The organism is Candidatus Obscuribacterales bacterium (genome assembly GCA_019744775.1).
In the GTDB taxonomy this organism is placed as follows: domain Bacteria; phylum Cyanobacteriota; class Vampirovibrionia; order Obscuribacterales; family Obscuribacteraceae; genus SBAT01.
Genome location: JAIETZ010000006.1, coordinates 1 through 20,818, shown reverse-complemented (window position 1 = coordinate 20,818; position 20,818 = coordinate 1). Strand labels below are relative to the sequence as shown.

18 protein-coding genes and 1 tRNA gene are annotated in these 20,818 nt (G+C 46.2%); 8 read left to right on the top strand and 11 right to left on the bottom strand.

What is annotated here, in order from left to right:
• Window positions 1-199: 199 nt before the first annotated feature.
• Together K2Y22_13530 and K2Y22_13525 are read left to right on the top strand one after the other, a co-directional pair.
• Window positions 200-1,552 carry a nucleotidyltransferase family protein gene (locus tag K2Y22_13530; protein MBX9879476.1) on the top strand — a complete coding sequence of 451 codons (1,353 nt, stop codon included), beginning with the start codon at window positions 200-202 and terminating at the stop codon, window positions 1,550-1,552.
• A complete protein-coding gene (locus K2Y22_13525) occupies window positions 1,545-2,927 on the top strand; it encodes a glycosyltransferase (GenBank protein MBX9879475.1) in 1,383 nt (460 codons plus the stop codon). The genes K2Y22_13530 and K2Y22_13525 overlap by 8 nt, the downstream gene beginning before the upstream one ends.
• Here the strand turns inward: K2Y22_13525 and def are convergent, their stop codons facing one another.
• Genes def through K2Y22_13505 form a run of 4 tightly spaced genes read right to left on the bottom strand, consistent with a single transcriptional unit; the run spans window position 2,928 to window position 7,565 of the window.
• Window positions 2,928-3,431: a peptide deformylase gene (gene def, locus K2Y22_13520; protein MBX9879474.1), complete on the bottom strand. Its 504-nt coding sequence runs from the start codon at window positions 3,429-3,431 to the stop codon at window positions 2,928-2,930.
• Window position 3,432: 1 nt separating this feature from the next.
• Window positions 3,433-3,978 (bottom strand): ACT domain-containing protein, encoded by a 546-nt coding sequence (locus K2Y22_13515; protein MBX9879473.1) that lies wholly within the window; start codon window positions 3,976-3,978, stop codon window positions 3,433-3,435.
• A gap of 21 nt (window positions 3,979-3,999) precedes the next feature.
• Window positions 4,000-6,147 carry a hydantoinase/oxoprolinase family protein gene (locus K2Y22_13510; GenBank protein MBX9879472.1) on the bottom strand — a complete coding sequence of 716 codons (2,148 nt, stop codon included), beginning with the start codon at window positions 6,145-6,147 and terminating at the stop codon, window positions 4,000-4,002.
• Between the two features lie 8 nt (window positions 6,148-6,155).
• Window positions 6,156-7,565 carry a hypothetical protein gene (locus tag K2Y22_13505; protein ID MBX9879471.1) on the bottom strand — a complete coding sequence of 470 codons (1,410 nt, stop codon included), beginning with the start codon at window positions 7,563-7,565 and terminating at the stop codon, window positions 6,156-6,158.
• 146 nt (window positions 7,566-7,711) lie between these two features.
• On the opposite strand from K2Y22_13505, the gene K2Y22_13500 reads away from it, so the two are divergent.
• On the top strand, window positions 7,712-9,685 hold the full coding sequence (locus K2Y22_13500; GenBank protein ID MBX9879470.1) for an AMP-binding protein: 1,974 nt from the start codon (window positions 7,712-7,714) through the stop codon (window positions 9,683-9,685).
• Between the two features lie 8 nt (window positions 9,686-9,693).
• Here K2Y22_13500 and K2Y22_13495 read toward each other — a convergent pair whose 3' ends face one another.
• The 4 genes from K2Y22_13495 to nusB all read right to left on the bottom strand — a co-directional run bounded on the left by K2Y22_13495 (window position 9,694) and on the right by nusB (window position 12,078).
• The gene (locus K2Y22_13495; protein ID MBX9879469.1) at window positions 9,694-9,948 is read right to left on the bottom strand and encodes a Txe/YoeB family addiction module toxin; all 255 of its coding nucleotides are present in this window, start codon (window positions 9,946-9,948) and stop codon (window positions 9,694-9,696) included.
• A complete protein-coding gene (locus K2Y22_13490) occupies window positions 9,945-10,196 on the bottom strand; it encodes a type II toxin-antitoxin system prevent-host-death family antitoxin (GenBank protein ID MBX9879468.1) in 252 nt (83 codons plus the stop codon). Before K2Y22_13490 ends, K2Y22_13495 begins: the two co-directional genes overlap by 4 nt.
• Before the next feature lie 77 nt (window positions 10,197-10,273).
• Window positions 10,274-11,299 (bottom strand): signal recognition particle-docking protein FtsY, encoded by a 1,026-nt coding sequence (gene ftsY / locus K2Y22_13485; GenBank protein ID MBX9879467.1) that lies wholly within the window; start codon window positions 11,297-11,299, stop codon window positions 10,274-10,276.
• A 2-nt stretch (window positions 11,300-11,301) separates the two neighbouring features.
• A complete protein-coding gene (gene nusB, locus K2Y22_13480) occupies window positions 11,302-12,078 on the bottom strand; it encodes a transcription antitermination factor NusB (GenBank protein ID MBX9879466.1) in 777 nt (258 codons plus the stop codon).
• A gap of 174 nt (window positions 12,079-12,252) precedes the next feature.
• On the opposite strand from nusB, the gene rsmD reads away from it, so the two are divergent.
• Complete coding sequence (rsmD, locus tag K2Y22_13475) at window positions 12,253-12,795, top strand: 16S rRNA (guanine(966)-N(2))-methyltransferase RsmD (protein ID MBX9879465.1); 543 nt, start codon at window positions 12,253-12,255, stop codon at window positions 12,793-12,795.
• Between the two features lie 42 nt (window positions 12,796-12,837).
• Here rsmD and K2Y22_13470 read toward each other — a convergent pair whose 3' ends face one another.
• From K2Y22_13470 to K2Y22_13460, 3 genes are all read right to left on the bottom strand, one after another.
• Window positions 12,838-13,971, bottom strand: a complete 1,134-nt coding sequence (locus K2Y22_13470; protein MBX9879464.1) for an aromatic ring-hydroxylating dioxygenase subunit alpha — start codon at window positions 13,969-13,971, stop codon at window positions 12,838-12,840.
• A 107-nt stretch (window positions 13,972-14,078) separates the two neighbouring features.
• The gene (locus K2Y22_13465; protein ID MBX9879463.1) at window positions 14,079-16,091 is read right to left on the bottom strand and encodes an HDIG domain-containing protein; all 2,013 of its coding nucleotides are present in this window, start codon (window positions 16,089-16,091) and stop codon (window positions 14,079-14,081) included.
• Between the two features lie 98 nt (window positions 16,092-16,189).
• Window positions 16,190-17,239, bottom strand: a complete 1,050-nt coding sequence (locus K2Y22_13460) for a glycosyltransferase family 2 protein (GenBank protein ID MBX9879462.1) — start codon at window positions 17,237-17,239, stop codon at window positions 16,190-16,192.
• Window positions 17,240-17,318: 79 nt separating this feature from the next.
• Between K2Y22_13460 and ruvB the strand changes: the two genes are divergently transcribed.
• The 4 genes from ruvB (at window position 17,319) to K2Y22_13440 (ending at window position 20,772) form a co-directional block, all read left to right on the top strand.
• Window positions 17,319-18,485: a Holliday junction branch migration DNA helicase RuvB gene (ruvB, locus tag K2Y22_13455; protein MBX9879461.1), complete on the top strand. Its 1,167-nt coding sequence runs from the start codon at window positions 17,319-17,321 to the stop codon at window positions 18,483-18,485.
• The gene (locus K2Y22_13450) at window positions 18,478-19,659 is read left to right on the top strand and encodes a YibE/F family protein (GenBank protein MBX9879460.1); all 1,182 of its coding nucleotides are present in this window, start codon (window positions 18,478-18,480) and stop codon (window positions 19,657-19,659) included. The genes ruvB and K2Y22_13450 overlap by 8 nt, the downstream gene beginning before the upstream one ends.
• A complete protein-coding gene (locus K2Y22_13445; GenBank protein MBX9879459.1) occupies window positions 19,656-20,552 on the top strand; it encodes a phosphatidate cytidylyltransferase in 897 nt (298 codons plus the stop codon). Before K2Y22_13450 ends, K2Y22_13445 begins: the two co-directional genes overlap by 4 nt.
• 130 nt (window positions 20,553-20,682) lie before the next feature.
• Window positions 20,683-20,772, top strand: a tRNA-Ser gene (locus K2Y22_13440).
• Window positions 20,773-20,818: the final 46 nt, after the last annotated feature.

Here is a 20,818-nt window from a genome sequence, read left to right as displayed (position 1 = left end):
CCACCTACGTCCACTTCAATACTTTTATTCCCTAATATAATCAATTGCTATCAGTAGCTTTAATCTTTAAAGGAGTAGATTAATTTCCCATACCCGGCCAAGGGGACTTGAAATTAGTTTCTGGGCCCGAAATTGGTTTGAAATTTCGCGAAATTTCAAACCAAGATATACATATATGGATATATGTATAGGCCGAGTTATGACACTTAGTGGTAAGGTTAAATTGAAACTTGGCGAAAGACAGTGGGACATGATCGGGGCTCCGGCTCAACCTATCACCGAAAAGTTGTTGGCCTCACTTTTGCGTAAAGATAGGGCCGCTATGGAAGCAAGTCTTGCTGACGCTTTACGATTCAACGATTTTCCAGACGAACTTTTGTTTCAAGCGGCCGAATCAGGTCTTTGTGGGCTCTTCTACGAACGAGCATGTGAACTTGATGCAAAGGAATCTCTGAAAATTCCTCTGCCAAATGGACTGAACTTTTTTGATTACTTGGAAAATCAAGCAAAGCAAGCGGCGATAAAAGCAGTTCAATTCGATGAAAGATTTTTTGAATTACTGAAGTTTCTCGACGAAGAACTTCCGCATATGATTTGGATAAAGAGCACGGTCTTAGCACGGACACTGTACAGTAAACTCAATTATCGAGTCGGTATTGACTATGATGTTGTCGTCAAACAAGAACATATGCCGAAACTTTTGAAGCGACTGAAACAATCAGGTTGGCAGCCATTGTTGGGTGAGCCGGGACATTGCCACCAAATTGGTGTTGGACCGACTGAGAATTTGGCTGACTTATTTTTGGTGCCACAAAAAGAATTGGAAGGTTGTCACAATCTGACAATGACAGCACCAGGTTGGCCGCATCTGGAATTGAAAATAAATCCGCTCGATAATGGGGTATCCATGAAAGAGTTGGACAGGTTTTTTGCGGATGCTGTTGATGTTCATTGGCGTGAAAGTGTATTTAAGGCGCCTTCGTTGGTTGATCACTTAATTGTCGAGCTTGTCCATTTGCATAAACACAGACTTTTTGGTTTTGGTTGGATTCACGATGTGCATATGATTTGCAATAAACTTAATGAAGACCCATCTCAATGGCGTACGTTGACTGCAAGACTAAAGAAAGAAGGCGTGAATGAAAGTGCTAGAGCAGCTCTTTTAAGAGTGAAATCGCTTTTGCATACCGAAATTCCCGATGAAGTTATCGATGAATTGGGTAATAATGTCGTATTGACAGCACCGCTTATGAAGTTTGTCAGCACGGAATTTGTTTGGAATGCTAACGGTCTGGCAATGCTTGTCCTCAATGCTATGACGATGGGCGATGGGAAAAGAAAATTGCGCATACTGTCGGAAAGTATTTTTCCTGATGACCAATTTTTGTCGGACTACTACTGTGATGGACAGAAACTAAACATCTTGAGTCGCTTGAAATCGATTGTGTTGCACTGGCTTGTTTTATTTTTGCCTGCCGGCGTCGTGAGAAAAATGTTCGGTTATGCGTATTGGAAGCATCCCGATGCGGAGAAATTTGGTGTAGATGGCTGAAGTACATATAGCACACTGGATATTAGATCTGGGACTTGGTGGTGACGCCAAAAACCTGGTATCACTTGCAAACGAACAAGCAAAGTGGGCTCGTGTCTCCGTTTTAACGCAGACCAATGAGCCAGGACCAAGATCTGATCAATTAAATGCGCAGGTTATTGTTGCACCTGATATGGTGGCATCGTCCAAACTAACTTCCTGGTTGCAACTCAACGACCCCGATGTATTGATCGTTCATCGTAATGGCGCTCCAAATTCAACAGAAACGGCTCTGGTAGAAGTTTTCCATCAGGCTGGAGTTGCTTGTTTTGAATACAATACATTTGCAAGAGTTGATGCTGCTACCGATCATCTATGGACAGGACATATTCATCTTTCAAGAGCTAGTCTTTTGCAATATGCTCGAAGACGCGGAGCGGCACCACTAGACTTGAGTAATCAAAAAGCCATTGGATATGCAGTTAGTGTCGCAAGCGGTACCGCAAGTGATACCGTATCTGGTATTGCAAGCAGTATCACTAATGCTGAAAGACAAGAAGCTCGCAAAATATTGAATGTGCCTGGAGATGCCTTTGTGGTGGCACGCCTGGTCCGTCCGGATTTACGAAAATGGGATCCGTTACCAGTGCTGGCAATGGAAAAACTGCAAAAGAGGAAGAAAACTTGTCTTGTTTTGCGCGCTGCACCGCCTGAAAGGCATGATTGGGTTAAGGCAAAGCTGGGAAATGCCGCTGTTTTGCTGGAACCAAGCGCCAAAGACGCCGATGTGCGCAGGACCCTTGCTGCCAGCGACGTTGTCGTCAACTATTCGGTTATCGGTGAAACATTTGGTCTGGCAATGGCTGAAGCAATGATGTCCGGGTTGCCTGTAATAGCCAACTCAACTCCTTCGATGGACAATGCGCAAATCGAATTCTGCCGGCACAATCAAAGAGGCTTGATTGCCAATAGCGTCTCTTCACTGGCTGCGGCACTCATGTATCTAAGTGAAAATACCGACAAAAAAGAAAAACTGGCACTAGCTGGACGTACTTATATGAACCAGACTTTTGCGCCTGAGATTGTTGAGTCCCGACTGAGAAGATTTATCATTGCGTCTTTGACAAAGGTTAAAAACAAGTCCAGCTCTAAGTTTCCGGAGCCGGGTATCGATGATTCTTATGAATTGACAGAAAGCTGGTTGTCCGAATATACGGAAGCAGAAAATGAAAGTTTTCCGGCTTCTGGTTCACTTATGGAACGATTTTCCGACCAGTGTGCGCTCAATATTTCGCGCATGGAAGATAGTTTGTTGTACGCGAGAAAAATTGGACTGTCAGGTATTATCGAGAAAGTGTCACGACGGCTTTCCCAAGGCTCACTATTGCGCAGCTAATTAATATCGCTTACGCCTGAAGACATCTGTTTTTAAAGAACTGACGCGATCTAAAAATAAAAGCCCGTCTAAATGATCAGTTTCATGCAGAATTACGCGTGCTTCAAAGTCTCGCGTCTCTAATGAGTGTTGTGTGCCTTGACTGTCCATATAACTTACACGAATATTTCTTGCTCGTCTGACATTGGCTGTTAGATGAGGCAAACTCAGGCAGCCTTCGCGGGCAAGCACGTCGCCTTGCTGCCAGTTGATTTCCGGATTGATCATGACGAGGGGACCGCTGTTGAAGTCTTGTCCTGCTTTCGCTCTTTGTGCATCTATGACAATCACGCGTCTTAGGTTTCCAGTTTGTGGCGCGGCAATGCCAACACAACCAGGATGACTGTATAAAGTCTCACGTAAGTCCTCAACAAAGTCGAGTAGTTGTTCGTCTAATACCGAAACCGGCTCAGAGACAGCTTTTAAAAGAGCATTCGGATAAGTAAGTATGGGCAGGACGGCCATTCTACAATTCCATTATTTCAATCGGTTGAACGGTTACATCGACTCCCAGGGCTTTTCCCTCTTTGGTAAGAATGCCTGTCAGTTCATTGACCGAAAGATTGTCAGGCGCCTCGACTTCCAGAATCATCACAAATACATCGCCTGTTTCTGATTTTGTGGATGAGGTTTGCACGTCGGAAATATTGATGCCGAGGTTGGCCAGCACGCGCGTAATGCCGGCGACTATTCCCGGCTTATCGGCTCCATAGACGGAAATCAAGTAAGGGTTTCTGGGAGTATCACCTGGTTCTAATTCAGCTTCGCTTAACTCGCGCACGTGGATGGTTAATCCTAACGACTTTTCTATAGAGGCAAGTTTCGCTTGCAATGCCTCAAGTGTTTCTTCACCAGGTAGTTCGACCATGACGATAATGGCAAATTCGCCCCGTAGTAAAGTCATGCTGGAGTCAAGCAGGTTGCAGCCGAGTTCAAAGAGAGCTTCGGTAAGTCTGGCTACTATACCTACCTGATCACGTCCTGTACCTGTAAGTACTATTGTTTTGGACACAGCTGCTCCTCTCTCAATTTCCTAATCCAAATTGGCAATTACTAGGACTTTGGTGTCTTTGGGTAAAAGCTCAAGTTCTATTTTGGCCAGTGCTTGCATTTGTCCCAGATTCAACAATCCGGACAAATCAATTATTTTGTTGCCGGCGGCAATCAGCATTCTCGGTACAAGCTTACCGGCATCACCGTAATTGGCATGGTCTTCGCCAATTTGCGCGACAACTTCTGCAGCAGAAGAAGCAGTTGTTTCGCGAGCAATTCCTTTTTTGATTTGCAAACGAATAGTTCCCGATTCATCAATTAATCTCAATGAATTTCCTTTGGTTCTTATCAAACCAAACAGACGTTTATTTATTGTCGGCGCTGCAAATGCGGTGAATTTTTCGCTTTTGGCTTCCACGATAACTGCATCGTTCTGCACACGCATTGACTCTGCTGCAAGAATTCGCTTATCTTCATCGCTCAATGAATGCTTCCCATTTGTGGAGGTCTCCGTTGATGTTGCCCCATAGGCAGTGGCGCGCACTATATTAGTACGGCTGTCTACTTCCACGTGCACTTCGATAGAACGCGCATCGGCGCCCATCTTCTCAACAGCTGATTGTGCTTCCTGGCGAACGCGCAAAATATCATCATTGCTCGGATTAATAATTTGTCTTTCAACCGTTTCTCTAACAAGGGCAAGCGCTACACCAATTGCCGAAATTACATCAGCATTGTCTGCAAGAGTATGGCGCAACTTCATTTCTTGCGCTGTAAAAGGCACAAGCGCTGCAGCGCCGCCACCGCCGCCGACAAGTGTCACCAGTTCCGGGTCCAGTTTGTAGTCTTTGATTAATTGCGAAACGACTGGAATAACTTTCTTGCTTGCTTGAGTTAATACTTCACGAGCTGTTTCTTCGGCGCTTTTGCCCAGTTGTTTGGCAAAGACATTAAATGCCGATTTAATCTGATCTGGCTTTCCAAATGCGCAGTCATCTTGGGGAACTAAATTCAATAAATTGCTGGCGCATGTTGTGGTTAGACAAAACGCCGGTTTTGTATCGCCATCAGAAATTGCTAGGTAATCGTTTGGATCTTTTGCATCTGGCTGTATCTGATGAACTCTTGGTTCAGTTAATGAATTTGCAAATGATACGTAATCGAGACCGGCAATGTGTGCTGAACGTGGCCCGACATCTGTAATTTGGTTGTTCTTAAATCTAATCATTGAGCCACCGGCAACACCTATTGTTCGTACATCAAGTGTGCGCATATAGACTCTGTGTCCGCCGACTTCGGCTGATTTAACCAATGCTTTGCCGTTTCTAATTGCGGATATGTCAGTGCTGGTGCCGCCAATCTCTAAGAAAATGCCATCTGAAATATGCAAATACATCATTGCCGCCGCCACGCCGGCAGCCGGACCGGAAAGCATGGTTTGAATCGGCTTTTTGCGCATGGCTTCAATATCCATGACGCCGCCATCCGAACGCATGATCATAATTGGCGCCTTGATGCCTGCCTGGCGAACAGATGACTCGGTCATATCAGCTGTCTGCATCATTTTCGGCAACATTGAGGCGTTAATAATTGCCGTTCTGGTCCTTACCTTTAGTCCGTAAAGCTGGCTAATGTCGGATCCAGCTGTGGCTGGTAGACTCATCTCTTGCGCCATCGCCAATACACGTTTTTCATTTTCAGGACAATCGACGGAAAATGCTTCGCTTATGGCAATGGCTTTAGCGCCTTGTGAAATCAACTCATTAATCGCTTGTTTAACGACTGCATCAGTTGGCGGAGTAGATGTATCGATGAAGCGGTGATAAGTGGTAAGGAATTTGTCTTTAGCTAGTTCAATTTTGCCAATATTTGTTGCTGCTTTTGCCAGCCAGCTATTGGCGCCTTGACCCATTCCGATGACACCAACTTCAGCAACATCACCTTCTAGAAGTGCATTGGTTGCCTGAGTTGTGCTGTGAGCGATGAAGCCGACAGATGCCGGATCAATATTAGCTTGCTGCAAAAGTTTATTGAGTGATTCGATAATACCTTTAGCTACACCTTCTTCTGCCTTGTGAGTAGTCTTCACTTTCACCTTTCCTAAAATGGAAAGTGTTAAACCATCAATGGCTACGGCATGTGTAAATGTGCCGCCGACGTCAATGCCGATTCTAATTATGCCAGGCATCCTATCTCCTAAAAGCTCACGTAGCCAAACGCTACTGCCAGACAAAGTCCAAGAAATGCTAATGTCCAGGCGTAGGGCAATGTGTTTTTCAAAATAGTTTGAGTGTCAATTGCTAGATAGTTAGCGACCCAAAGATTTTGTGTGTTTGCCGGATCGCAAATTCCTTGAATTTGTCCGACCGACCAAACCATGCCGAGAATTGCCTTGGAAGATAGGATATTAACTTTGCTGATAAGCGAAAGCAGTCCGGCACCCATGCCCCACATGTTTAAGGGACCTCTGTAAAGGCACAGTGGCGCAAATACTGTAAAGCCGATGACATAAGCCAGTGCATGGCTCGGTACGGACATTTGCAAAAGTGGTGCCATTGCGTGAGAAACATTTGGATGCATTACAGATTTGACAAGCATTCCTAATCCGATTATCAAAACAATTGCCGGTACAACTTGAGAAATGCCTTCAATTATGGATTTAGTTAAGGTGTTGACCGAACTATGCTGCCAGCAGATAAGTACGCCGTAAGTGATGCCGGCGACAAATGCCGGAATGAATTCCCAGTGGCAAACAAGAACCAACAACAATGGAATAAGAGGTGTAATCAACGCTAACGAGGGTAAAGTGCTCACGCGTTTTAGATGACGATAAAGAGCATAAACAATTAAAAGTCCCAACAGCACAGTGGCCACTAGAATTGACTCCGGCGTTGCTGTAAGAGCTTCCTTTTCCTTGAAACTGGACATCTGGTAATAGAGAACACCGTAGCCCAGCAAAAGGACAAACACTGTTGCTATTGCCGACTTTACGTGACGGGCGCCTAATTGCACAAAAAGGAAAGTCATAATACCAAGTGCTACAACAGCTGAAAACGGCAAAAGAAATGCCATCATGTCTTGTCGCGTTAGCCCAAGAGTATTTATGTAGAGCTGCCAGTTGGTTAAGTTGAACATGCCGCCAAAACTAATGCCGAATAACAAAAGTCCAGCTGCAGTTACAGCAGAAATTCCCAGCGAAAGCATTACCGGTAAAACAATTGTGCCGACCATGATTACAGCGCCAAGTCCACCAAGTGTTGAGAACAAAACAGCTGTGACTAAGGTGAGCAAGATGCCCAACATAAATGGATTGTCCCCACCAAATTCAGCAACCCAACGCACGAGACTTTTGGCTATGCCTTGTTGATTAATAAGTTCAGCCAGCACTGCACCGAACATAGCGGTTGTGACAACGTCACCGTATTTCAATGCGCCTTGATTGATAATTTCCGACAAAATGTCTTTAGTGGAAACTTGAGCAATGACAGCAATTGCCACTGCCATTATCGGCAAAGCCAACAATGTCGACAAATGGCGCGTGTACATAAGCGCAGCCATTGCCAGGAAAACTAAAAAACAAGCTATGCCGATTAGCGACGAATCCACTCTTGTAGCCTTTTGTAGGGGCGCATTGCATGCGCCCATTTAGTATAGCTGCCAGCCTTGTTTTTCACTGCATTCGCGCGCATGACATCTGCCGGATTGATCGGGTACAATTTTGTCTTTCATATACGGGCAAATAAGCGGGCAACATGAACAAAACTTTGACGGAATTCATCTGGCAGCCAAGCGGCAAATACATGGATTGTCGTGTAGCCGAATTCATGAGCAAGCAAGGTATTTCCGACTGGCGGAAGCTCCTAGAACGTTCAAGCCAAGATACCGAATGGTTCTGGCAGGAAGCCCTCAAATATATGGAAGTCTCCTGGTTTAAGCCCTACAGCAAACTGCTGGACACATCAAAAGGGTTTGCCTGGGCTAAGTGGTTTGTCGATGGTGAAATCAATATATATGCCAATTGTTTGGACTGGCATGTAAAAGGTGAAACTGGTGAGTCTGTTGTCAATCGCAAGCCTGTGGGCAAGGACCATATGGCGATTATTTGGGAAGCTGATGATGGCGGTCTGCGCAAACTTACCTATGGTGAACTCGATGAAATGTCATCGAAAGTTGCCGCATCATTGGTAAACATGTCTGTTGGTGCAGGCGACGCAGTCGGCGTCTACATGCCTATGGTGCCCGAAGTTGTGGCCGTATTATTTGGTTGTTTGAAAATTGGTGCAGTGCCGGTTCCTATTTTTAGTGGATTTGGTACAGAAGCGTTGTCGGCGCGATTAGCCGATGCTGAAGCAAAAGTTCTTTTTACAGCTGATGCGGGAAGACGTCGTGGAAAAATCATTCCAATTAAACCTGATGCGGATGAAGCTGCTAAGGCTGTTCCTAGTCTGAAACACATTGTCGTATTGGATCACTGTGGCACTAAACAAAATTGGACAGAAGGCAGGGACCTTAAGTGGGAAGATGCAGTCTTAGCGCAGAAACCGCTTGCGCAAACAGCAAAATTGCCGGCTGAGCACCCGTCTATGTATTTGTATACATCTGGAACAACTGGTAAACCGAAAGGCACAGTGCACACGCATGGTGGAGCGCTTGCGCAAATTGCCAAAGAAGTAGGTTTTGCTTTTGATACAAAAGCGGACGATGTATTTTTCTGGGTCACGGATATTGGTTGGATGATGGGACCCTGGGAAATGATAGGAGTTACTTTCTGGGGCGGCACGATGGTGCTGTTTGAAGGTGCACCGAATTATCCAAATCCTGACAGACTCTGGGAAATGGTGGACAAGCATAAAGTAACCATGCTCGGCATAAGCCCGACAGCCGTGCGCGTAATTAAGCCGGCTGGCGATGAGTGGGTGGACAAACACGATCTTTCCAGTTTGCGTTTGCTTGGATCAACAGGCGAACCGTGGGATGAAGACAGTTACATGTGGTTCTTCAACAAAGTAGGCGGCAAGCGTTGTCCGATTATCAATATTTCCGGTGGCACGGAAATTGTCGGCTGTCACTTACAACCTTTGCCAATCATGCCATTGAAACCATGTTCCCTAGGAGCGCCAGCATTAGGCATGGATGCAGATGTATTTGATGAATCAGGCAATAGTATTCATGACGCCATTGGGCATCTTGTATGCAAAAAGCCGGCGCCGTCCATGACCAAAGGCTTCTTGAAAGATCCGGATAGATATCTAGAAACCTATTTCAGCAAATTCCCTGGAGTCTGGTATCACGGTGACTGGGCTAAAGTGGACAAAGACGGTTACTGGTTCCTTTTCGGTCGCTCCGACGATACCCTTAAGGTAGCCGGTAAGCGCGTAGGTCCCGGTGAAGTAGAGTCAATTCTTATCGAGCATCCCCAAGTAGCAGAGGCTGCCGTCATTGGTGTGCCACACGAAATTAAGGGTGAAGGAATTGTCTGCTTCGTTGTTTTAACTCCCAATACACAGCCAAGTGATGAAATCATCAAACAGTTGAAAGATCTTGTTGCCAAAAAACTTGGCGGGCCACTGAAGCCGGAAGCGGTTCATGTCGTACGTGCATTGCCGAAGACACGTTCAGGCAAAATAGTTCGTGGAACTATTCGTCGAAAGTATATTGGTGAACCGATTGGCGATCTTTCATCAGTGGAAAATCCTGATGCCCTGGACGACATTCATCGCAGTTGATCACTATCTTAGTAATGATAGCGACACTGGGCAACGAGAATGCAATCGTCTTGTATTTTGTAGACTAGTCGATGTTCTCGATCTATTCGTCGAGACCAGTAGCCTGACAGATCTGCTTTTAGAGGTTCCGGCTTGCCTATGCCTTGGAAAGGGCTGCGCTGCACGTCCTTAATAAGGTCATTGATTCGTGCCAGGCGTTTTGGATCATTTTCCTGCCAGTACAAATAATGTAGCCACGATGTTTCGCTAAAGAGAATTTTCACTTAAGGAGTTTTCTCTCCTTAACTTTACCCTTTTCAATTTCTTTTATGGACTTCAACAGTTCTTTGGCATTGGCCGGACTTCTTAAGAGATAGGCTGTTTCGTCCATTGCCTCATAGTCCTCGAGCGAGAGCATTACTACAGGCTTTGCATTCTGTCTTGTAATAATAATTGGAGCGTGGTTCTCGCAAACTTGATCCATAGTTTTGGCCAGTTTCTCTCGGACTTGCGTATACGAAATGGCTTCCATGGCAATGCCTCCTATTCTGTACATGTACAATTCTACGTACAGGATGAGCTTTTGTCAAGGTCCGGTCAAGCTTGAATTTAGGCGAATAACGCCTCAACGAACAATTCCGGCTCAAAGTCACGCAGGTCATCTATTTGCTCGCCGAGTCCAATTAGTTTGACTGGAATTTTTAGTTCGCGGGCTATGCTGAAGACGATGCCGCCTTTGGATGTGCCGTCAAGCTTGGTTAAGATGACACCTGTCAGTGGGCATATGTCTGTGAAGACGCGGGCTTGTTGCATACCGTTTTGTCCGGTGGATGCGTCAATAACAAGTAGCGACTCGATATTGCAATCTGGAGCATTCTTGTCGACAACGCCCCTTATCTTTTTCAATTCAGCCATTAAATTGGATTTGTTATGCAAGCGACCTGCAGTATCAACGATGAGAATGTCGTAGTTTTCTTCTTTGGCGCGTTGTATTGCTTTGAAGACTACTGCGCCTGGATCAGAGCCGTCTGCTAAGCGGACTATATCTACTTCGGCCCTTTGGGACCAGATTTCCAATTGGGATTCGGCGGCAGCTCTGAATGTGTCGCCGGCAGCAATTAAGACTTTGTGTCCTTGTGATCTAAATCGCCAGGATAATTTGCCAATGCTGGTTGTCTTGCCTGTGCCGTTAACACCGACTACGAGAATGATATTGAGCTTGTTATCTTCAATTCTGAGTTTGCAATCAGGAGCAGCTTGCAGAAGAGTTTGAAATTCCTTTTGCAGAAACTTCTCTACATCATGTGAAGTCCAGCCTGATTGTTTTGCTTGAGTACGTAGATGACCAATCATCAGCTCAACTGTGGCAAGACCCAAGTCTGCTTTGATGAGTTTCTCTTCGAGGTCTTCCAGATAGTCATAGTCAATTGCACGAGGAGGAGCGGGCGGTGCTGCAACTGGGGCCGCTACATGTTCGGTGGCTTGTGAAAAGTCGGTTTGTTCGTGAGCGGTTGGATGTTCAACAACAGAATCAACTACGGCTTCCTTCGTTTTGGAAAGCGCGGATTTTAGTTTGCCGAGGGTGGAACCCCACCAGCCTTTGCCTTGTTCTTGATTGGTTTGTTCGTCAGCCATCTCTATTTGTCGGATGAATGTGTTGCTGCTTCTTCTTGTAACGTGAATTCGCCGGTGGTTCTGTATTGACCAGCAGTTTCAGAAAGATCGGCAAGCACGCCATTGATAAACTTCGCAGCTCTGTCATCAGCGAAACGATGTGTCAATTCAATGGCTTCGTTGATAGCAACTTTGACTGGTACATCAGGCATGAAGAATAACTCTGCACAAGCCAGGCGAAGGATATCGCGGTCGATGGAGATCATTCTGTCCAAACGCCACTTCGCTTTAATTTGCTTGAGGAATTCGTCAATTTGCTCACGATGTTCCATGTAAGTGGTTATTAGTTGACGGAAGAACGAAAGTACATCCGACTCACTTGTTTTTTGAATCGGTACTTCCAACGTGACTTTGCATTTTTTGCAATTTACTTCTTTGATGATGTGCGCGCTATGTGTAGCAATCTCAGGAATATCCAAAGCTTCCGAAGCAAGATGAAGAGATCTCTCAATCAATTCAAGTTGTTTGCGCAACTGACCGGTCGTCAGTGGAACTGATTCCAATTCGTCTACATTTTTAGCATTGTCGCTGTGTTCAATTTCAATTTCGTTGAGTTCTTTGTCGGCCTTCACCAGTAAAGCATTGGCGTCAGCCAAATTTTGCTTGGCATAGTCGCAAAGCATTTGCACGGCTTTGGACACCAAAAAGTCCAATTCCAACTGATCCAGTTTTGCCTCATCTTTGGGCAACTGGGGCAATGTAATAATCGCTAGTTCGCGAGCTAGGCGGCGGGATGACATATCTAACTCTTAACGCTCCGGTGCTTTCTGCGTAAGCACCTTCGCTTGCTGTCCAGCATTCGTTAGCGCTCCGCGGCGGATTGCTCTACGCAACCCTTGCTCCGCTAGTGCGGGCATAACATGACATGTTACCATGTCTCCCTATTACATATTGTTTAGGTTGTATAAAGGTCCATGCGAATTACGGCAGGTATAGCCAGGGGACGTGAAATAAACTGCCCACCGGGGCTGGAAGCCAGACCTACTGCCTCTAAGATTAGGCAGGCGTTTTTCAACATATTGCGTAACAAAGTAGATGACGCCCGTTTTCTGGACCTCTTTGCCGGTTCTGGTCTCATGGGGCTGGAGGCGCTTAGCCGAGGGGCCCGTGAACTCGTAGCCATTGATGAAAGCCGCAAGATGGTCAAAGTCATCGAAGATAACTTGGAGAAGCTCAACTTCCAAGGACAGGTCATTCAAGCCGACGTCCGAAGTTTTCTAGACCAATTACCCAAACGCGGCTTCGACATAATCTTTGCGGACCCGCCTTATAAGAGTCGGCAATCGGAGAGTGTTCTTCATCAAGTCGCGCGTCGAGATATTCTGCATGATGATGGTGTTCTTGCCATTGAACACGCAAGAGAATTCAAATTGCCGGAAGAATCTGGCGATCTAGTTGTCTATGACCGTCGAGACTACGGACAGACGTCGATTTCGTTTTATCGTCGCAAGCAATAGGGCACAAAAAAGGGCGCATGCAATGCGCGTACAGAACCGAGATCATGTCCGCCACTTTAAGACTTTCTCTTTGATCGGATTTACGAACGGAATGCCTTTGGCGGCAGCGTAGTTCCAATTTCTTTTGAGTTGGAAATACCAGTTGCCCGGCGTGCCCACATCTTTGATGGTCATGATCAAATCCGGTTTGTACTTCAAGACTTCAGCTTGCATTTGGGCAATGGTGGCATCTTGTCCTAAAAACACGCGGACGAAATATTGAATTATTGGTTCAACAAGTGGTTTGAATCCTCTAATTGTCCAGTAGGTTGTGTGGTTTAACTCCGTTGTGTTTTCATCAATAGGAGTCAACGTTGTGATGCCGGAAAGTATTGTGCGTCCACCAAAGACAATGTATTCACGGCGGCAGGCAGGCAGACGGAAACTAATTTCAGTTTCGATATAATCGCCTATTAGTTTGAAAATCATTGAGTGCTTAGATGGCTTGTGGCGCACCATTGTCCAGCCGGTACCTTCAGGTACATAAGTCTTTGTCTTTTCTTTGAGCACGCGAGCGGAACGCCACCACCAGGCATTGTGCACGTATGGAACATGAGCCGTATCAATTAACGCCGCGGCGGCATAATCAATATGCGTGGGCAAATAAAGTGTAGTTGTTGTCTGATCATAGGAAATTCCATCTAGTCCTGGAGCACTTGGAACTTCCGGTGTATTTTCTTTGTGCTTGCCGAAGTAGACCCAGATATTACCCTGCACTTCTCTGCACGGATATGCCTGGGTGGCTATCTTGCACAAGTTGATTGATTGACCTTCAACAAGTGAAGGAATTTCTGTGCAGACACCTTCAGTATCAAATTTCCAGCCGTGGAAGCAACACTCGACTTCGCAACCATCAAAGCGACCTTTGGATAAAGGTACAGCCTGGTGCGGGCAAATGTCTTTCATGGCAAACACTTTGCCGTCACGATCGCGACCAATAAGTATTGGTTGACCGAGCATTACTTTGGCAGTCATTTTGCCTGGCTTAAGGGCCTTTCCGGATAGCGCGAAATACCACATGTGATCGACATACGTTAAGCCAACCGGTAAGACATCTTGTTTGGCGGACGTCTCATCGTTGACAGGTGGCGCCACGAACGACGACATCTGCGTGCTGTATGTGAAATTAGGGCTCATCGGTCTCCAAGTCATGCCCTAATTAGATCATAAATTTGATCCATTTAATTATCAGAAAGGTTAAATCCACTTTAAACCTTTTGAGCTATCAAGCGATCCAGTCCTTCCTAACAACAACCTTCCTCGGGCGAAGGAGCTACTGAATCCGGAGGTGATGGCATCCGACCAGTGGTTGTGGAGGGATATTTTAGCCTTTCGTGGTGCAAAGTGCGCCATACTCGACCGAAAGCTTTTTTCACCTTTTCAAGATCTTGGGCGGTCATTCCTGATTCCGTAAATTGCCCGTCGTCGGTACGAGCCTTAAATACTGCGGAAATAGCAGCTTCAACCTCTTCTTCGCTGGGGTCGCGCATGCTGTGTGTAACTGCTTCCGATACGTCGGCAAGCATTACAATTGCCGCTTCTTTTGACTGTGGCTTAGGCCCTGGGTATCTGTAAAACGAAGTGTTAACGTTTTCCGTGCCATCGCGCAAACATGCCTTGTGATAGAAATATGCCATCACTGTTGTGCCTTGATGTTGCGGAATGAAGTCTTGCACGATTTTCGGTAGACCATATTTGTGTGCAAGTGTTATGCCGTCCGTTACGTGGGCAAGCACACGATCTCTACTTTCTTCTGGTGAAATTTCATCATGAGGATTCTTATTGCCTAGTTGATTTTCAATAAAATAAACCGGACGAACAAGTTTGCCTATGTCGTGATAGAGCGAACCTGTGCGGGCAAGATTGGCATCAGCGCCAATTGCTTTAGCGCCTGCTTCAGCAAGATTGGCCACAGCGAGGCTGTGCTGATATGTACCGGGTGCTCTATCTTCTAATTGCCGCAATAAAGGTTGTGTGGGGTCAGTCAATTCAGCAAGACGAAATGGTGTCACAACACCAAAGAGATTTTCCAGGAATGGCAAGCTGCCTATGGCCACAATAGCCGATGATAGACCGCCGAGTAATTGCAAAGTGAGGTCGGCAACGAGTTCCGATACCGAATGAGCCGATTGGGTTAGAAGTACAACCGCAAAGTAAGCACCGGCTTGAGTTAATCCAATTAATACTCCACGCAACATCAGGTGTTGGCGATCTGATATGCGTCCACCCAAGGCAAACATTGAAGCTGTGCCCAGTGCAATGAGATCAGGAATTTTCAGCAGGCTGTCTGTATATAGGAAGATGATCAACAGCATTGCAATGACGGCAGCAATTCGCGGTCCAAGGAAAATAGTCATCACCAGGGCCGCCGCAGGCAATGGAATAAACTGCGGGTACTGTGCGCCGGCAAAAGCTGCGATAGATGATGTGACTACACAAATTGTGCATATCAAACCAATCGATGAATGTGAGAACATATGCCGTGGTTCATACGACCAGAGGAAAATGCCGGTCAAGACAAATGCAGCCAGCAATGAAAGGCAAAGGCTCATGAGAGCGGCTGTATCTCTTTCCTGATTTCCACCGACTGTGCTCAACGTGTGCACGTGTTCTGCTGATACTACATGTCCGCGCTGGACAATCAGGTCACCTTTCTTGACCTCTTTCATCACCGGATCAATTTGACGCGCCGCTTGCTCACCTTTTGCTTTGGTGGCTTCCGTATCGAGAAGTACATTAGATTCAAGGCACGCCGCAATTAAGTGTGCCGTTTTAGCTCTTAGTCCGGCATCCCAGTTCGCCGGCAAGACTTCCAAGGCGGAAAGCTGCAATTGCTTTTGATCTTGTTCAGGCAAAAGCGGACTTATCTTGAGCAATTGTTTTGTTGATTGAATGACTTGAGCTTTTTGATCCGCGCTGTAAGTATTTGAGTAAATCCCGCTTTCCAATGCCTTATTCAGGCGGGTGATAATTCTATCGTCGGCGCTATGGTCCCATTTCAGCACGGGCGCTACTGCATGTCTGGCAAAATCACGTGCTCTATGCGTTGCCAGCTCATCTACGACCTGCATGGATTTTTTAGCGATGATATTTTTAGTGGCAACTTCTCCCACTTCAATCCGCTGATTGAAAATGTGGGGAGCGCCTAATGCAAAGACAAGACCAATGTAGCCGGCTACTACAACTGCCAGCCAATAACCTAATTCTGCCCCAGGATGTAGGAAGTCGATTCCTGCTTGTTCCTTGGTGGGTGCCATTTCTCTTCTTCTATGAAATGCTTAAAACCGATATCCGCAATATCTAATTGTAGCGCTACAAGCGCATCTTAGGTGTTCTTTCTCAAGGCTAAGCTACTTTATCTGTCGCTCTGGCAGTTAATAGATGACTTTACTATGTAAATGCGCTTGTCCTGGGACTCGTGATAGGTGCGCATGAGGATTTCAGCCAAAAGTCCCATGAGAATGAACTGGATACCGAGCATGAAAAACATGGCTACAAGCACAGGCAGTGGTGTTTGAATGAAGGTGCAATTGTAGAAAAACTTGAGGATGACCATCCAGGTAAAGCCGGCTGCCGCTGCCACAAAGGACCAAAGACCGGCCGAGCCGAATACGTAAATTGGCTTGGTTGCATAGGACGAGAGAAATTTGACGGTCATGAGATCAAGGATGACCTTGAAGGTGCGTTCAATGCCGTATTTCGACTTGCCGAATTGGCGGGCATGGTGAGTAACAGGCATTTCCGTGACTTTCGCGCCTACCCAGCTTGCATAGATGGGTACAAAGCGGTGCATTTCACCATAGAGGCGAATGTCTTTAATTACTTCGCGACGATAAGCCTTCAGTGAGCAGCCATAATCATGTAGGCGCACGCCGCTAATAACGGAAATCAATTTGTTGGCGCACCATGATGGGATGAGTCTCAAGAAAAGTTCGTCCTGACGTTCTTTGCGCCAGCCGCTCACCACATCATAGCCTTGTTCCAGCTTTTGAATCAGTTGTTCGATGTCGGCAGGATCATTTTGTAAGTCGGCATCCATTGGAATAAGAATGTCACCGGCTGCGTGATCGATACCGCAAGCCAATGCTGCTGTTTGACCAAAATTGCGCACGAATTTTACGACTTTGACGCGCATGTCTTTGGCGGCAATTTTTGAAAGCAATTCATAGGAGCCGTCTGTCGATCCGTCGTCAACGTAAATAACCTCAAAGGCGCGGTTGAGACCGGCCAAATTTGTTGTTATTTGCTTGTGCAGCCTTTCCAGATTCTCAATTTCGTTGAGAACAGGAATAATCACCGACAATTCAGGATTTGACGGAATAAGTGCAGGCGTGGAAGCTGCGGGCGCTTCAATCTGCGCCGACGCTGCCATAACATTGTTTTGGATAGATGACTCTATTGGCATGTTGACATTATATGGTCGCTTGCCCTGAGTACCTTGAAGAATTTCTCATTAACCGTAAATGTCACCTTATAATATGGCGATGACTATTAAATCGAGCTTTGCTGAAGATGCCGAACCTCGGCGCGCAAGCGGCGGAAAGCCGTCTGTGACGCCAATTGTTTCGGAGACTCAAGGCAATCCGGGACCTAGCTCCGCTCCTAAAAATAACAGGTCTAAAATTTTGTCAGGTGAGGAATTTGCCTCTGATAAAAGCATTGATTTGAGCCTTAGACCAAAGGGTATTGCTGAGTACATTGGACAGGCTCGTCTGAAATCAATTTTAGAGATGTCAATTGCCGCAGCTAAATCGCGTGGCGAAGCGATGGACCATATTCTCTTTTACGGTCCACCTGGATTGGGTAAAACAACTTTGGCTCACGTAATTGCCAATGAAATGGGTTCCAAGTTGCACATCACATCAGGACCATCTCTTGAGCGTCCGCGCGACATCATTGGTCTTGTGCACCAGTTGGAAGCGCATGATGTTTTGTTTATCGATGAGATTCATCGGTTGAGCCGCGTGGCGGAAGAATTGCTTTATCCGGCCGTTGAAGATTTCGTCATTGATTTAACAACTGGTAAGGGGCATGCAACACGCAGTATGAGATTGCCTCTACCGCGTTTCACTCTAATTGGTGCAACGACTAAAGCAGGAATGATCTCGAACGCTCTGCGTGATCGATTTGGATTTGTTCTTCGCCTTGAATATTACGGGCTGGAAGAATTGGCCTCTATCGTTCACAGAACAGCAGGCATTTTGAATGTTCGCATCGAAGCCGATGGTGTAGAAGTTGTAGCAGCTAGATCGCGTGGCACGCCACGTATTGCAAATAGGCTGGTAAGGCTGGTGCGAGATTTTGCCCAATACAAAGAAAAGACTTCCGTTAATCGTGCATTGGCAGAAGAAGCATTGAACACGTATCAAGTTGATGCATTAGGTCTCGATCCAACTGATAGAAGATTTCTGGAAATTCTTATTGATAGTTATGGCGGCGGTCCTGTCGGCATCGATACCATTGCTGCAACGCTTGGTGAAGACAGCAATACTTTGGAAGATGTGTACGAGCCATTTTTAATTCAAAGAGGCTTTGTGCAAAGGACTCCTAGAGGACGCATGGCTACACCTGCCGCGTACAAACATCTTGGACGTAAGTTTAACGGCTTGCAGTTGAGCCTGGAATTTGAAGAAGGCGAAGAGATTGGCTAATTTGAAAAGCTTCTTTCAAGTGATTGTCGTGGCCACTATGCTGATGGTGATTTCTCTGTTGCCTGCTTTTGCCATTGACGAATTGAAAGAAGATTTTGTAGCGGGTAAGGTGCTGAAAATTTCTCAGCCGTCAATTAACCAAGCGTTGCAACAATCAACCGGTATCGTTAGCGGGCAGCAATTGGTTGAAGTGAATATATTGGAAGGCACGCTTAAGGGCGCAACCGTTACCGTAACCAACGAAGTTACGGACAACCCTGCTTACAATATAAATATTAAACCAGGGCAAGAACTTATCTTGTCTGTTATCACTGACAAGAATGGACATAGTGAAGTAAATATTTCCGATTACCACCGCGCGCCAATTCTTGGTTGGTTGTTTGCAGCTTTCCTAACGGTGTTTCTAATTTTTGGCGGTAAGAAAGGCATTAAGTCACTTGCCGGTCTCGTTATCTGTGTAGCGCTAATTGCCTTTGTGCTTTTGCCTTTGAGTCTTCAGGGCGGCAATCCCTTGCTCATTGCGACAGGAATTTGTCTTGTAGCTACAGCAAGTTCAATGCTTTTGGTTGCCGGCTTCAGTAAGAAAGCATATGCCGCAATTTTAGGAACCATTGGCGGGGTCATTGTTGCCGGGCTCATTTCCTATGTGGTTATCATTACCGCTCCACTTACGGGATTGACCAGTGAAGAAGCGCAAATCCTAAGAGCGACTCTTGCCGGCGTGCCGCTTAAGTTCTACAGCGGACTTTTGGCAGCGGGAATGCTTATCGGAGCATTGGGCGTCATTATGGATGTGGCAATTTCAATTGCTTCCAGTGTTGCTGAAGTAAGTTCCACGGATAAGACTTTGACCGTGGCTGATTTGTACAAGTCCGGTATGAATGTTGGTCGCGACATTATGGGCACGATGACCAATACGCTTGTGTTGGCTTACGCTGGAAGTGCGTTGCCACTTTTGTTGTTGGTTGCACAAATGCCTTCGATAAAGCTTTTGAATCTTGATCTTTTGGCGACTGAAATAGCAGCTGCGCTTTCAGGCAGCATTGGACTGGTGTTAACTATTCCATTAACGGCTCTCATATCCGCTCGTCTCATGTCCCATAGCAAAGACAGTGCAGATATGAAGTCATTCAATGCATCGAAGACGAATTCCGATCCCGGGGTGAAGCTATGAGAGTGCTCTGGGGATGGCTGATGTTTGCAGTTGCCGTCGGCAGCATTATGGCCGGCGGTGTGTTTCTGGCAATTGCTCTTTGTGCGGTTTCATTACTAGCTGGTGAAGAATATATTGCCATGACACGGGCTAAGGGTATGAATCCATCGCCAAGAATTATTCGTAGCATGGTCATTGCATTTTTTGTGCTTGCTGCGTTGCCGGCAATTCCTGGATTGAATCTTTCCTGGGATTTTTCTATTGAGCATTTGCCTGTTGTTTTAACTGTTGGAGTTTGCACATCATTCTTTCGATTGCTTTTCCGTCATGAAAATCCACCGGCAACAATTGCGGATATCGCCACCACCGTGCTTGGATTTATTTACGTTGGTTGGATGCCTAGCCATCTAGTTATGTTGCGCACGCTCATACCACCAAATATGACTGAACTTCCGTTCAATCCATTGCAACAACCTGGACTGGCGTATGTTTGGGCAACTCTATTTATCGTCTGGGCGACTGATGTCTTTGCCTATGTAATTGGAAAGAGATTCGGCAAGACTCTTTTGTATCCGCAAGTCAGTCCCAAGAAAACCGTTGAAGGTGCAATTGGCGGACTAGTTGCATCAATATTTTTCTCGTGTCTTGTTTGCTATGTCGCCGACAACTATCTTTTTCCCAATCACCCATTTCAATTCCGTTACTGGCAGGCACCCTTTATGGGAGCCGTGCTTTCAGTGGCTGCCCAACTTGGTGATCTTTGCGAATCTCTGTTGAAACGCGACGCCGGGTTTAAGGACTCGAGCGCGCTTATTCCAGGACACGGCGGCATGCTTGACCGAGGCGACAGCTTAATCATCGCAGCTCCGATTGCTTACTACTGGGTTTGTCTCGTCGTATTAGGGATTCTTTAGTAACGCTCCGGTGCTGCAAAGCCAGCACCTTCGCTTGCCATCCGGCTGTGGGAGTGCGCTAGCGGCGGACGGCTCATCGCCGCCCTTGCTTCGCTTCTTTGATTCAGCATATGATATATTTCTAGGTCCTGGAGAGGTGGCTGAGTGGTCGAAAGCGGCTTCCTGCTAAGAAGTTGTACGGTCAAAAGCTGTACCGTGGGTTCAAATCCCACCCTCTCCGAATCTTTTGAGCTCTGCTTTGCAGGGCTCTTTTTTTTTGAATTTTA

Bases quoted from the DNA above. Each gene is read 5' to 3' on its own strand.
- K2Y22_13530 (MBX9879476.1), top strand. From the start codon at position 200: ATGACACTTAGTGGTAAGGTTAAATTGAAACTTGGCGAAAGACAGTGG.
- K2Y22_13525 (MBX9879475.1), top strand. From the start codon at position 1,545: ATGGCTGAAGTACATATAGCACACTGGATATTAGATCTGGGACTTGGT.
- def (MBX9879474.1), bottom strand. From the start codon at position 3,431: ATGGCCGTCCTGCCCATACTTACTTATCCGAATGCTCTTTTAAAAGCT.
- K2Y22_13470 (MBX9879464.1), bottom strand. From the start codon at position 13,971: ATGAGCCCTAATTTCACATACAGCACGCAGATGTCGTCGTTCGTGGCG.
- K2Y22_13460 (MBX9879462.1), bottom strand. From the start codon at position 17,239: ATGCCAATAGAGTCATCTATCCAAAACAATGTTATGGCAGCGTCGGCG.
- K2Y22_13500 (MBX9879470.1), top strand. From the start codon at position 7,712: ATGAACAAAACTTTGACGGAATTCATCTGGCAGCCAAGCGGCAAATAC.
- nusB (MBX9879466.1), bottom strand. From the start codon at position 12,078: ATGTCATCCCGCCGCCTAGCTCGCGAACTAGCGATTATTACATTGCCC.
- K2Y22_13490 (MBX9879468.1), bottom strand. From the start codon at position 10,196: ATGGAAGCCATTTCGTATACGCAAGTCCGAGAGAAACTGGCCAAAACT.
- K2Y22_13510 (MBX9879472.1), bottom strand. From the start codon at position 6,147: ATGCCTGGCATAATTAGAATCGGCATTGACGTCGGCGGCACATTTACA.
- ruvB (MBX9879461.1), top strand. From the start codon at position 17,319: ATGACTATTAAATCGAGCTTTGCTGAAGATGCCGAACCTCGGCGCGCA.
- rsmD (MBX9879465.1), top strand. From the start codon at position 12,253: ATGCGAATTACGGCAGGTATAGCCAGGGGACGTGAAATAAACTGCCCA.
- K2Y22_13445 (MBX9879459.1), top strand. From the start codon at position 19,656: ATGAGAGTGCTCTGGGGATGGCTGATGTTTGCAGTTGCCGTCGGCAGC.
- ftsY (MBX9879467.1), bottom strand. From the start codon at position 11,299: ATGGCTGACGAACAAACCAATCAAGAACAAGGCAAAGGCTGGTGGGGT.
- K2Y22_13465 (MBX9879463.1), bottom strand. From the start codon at position 16,091: ATGGCACCCACCAAGGAACAAGCAGGAATCGACTTCCTACATCCTGGG.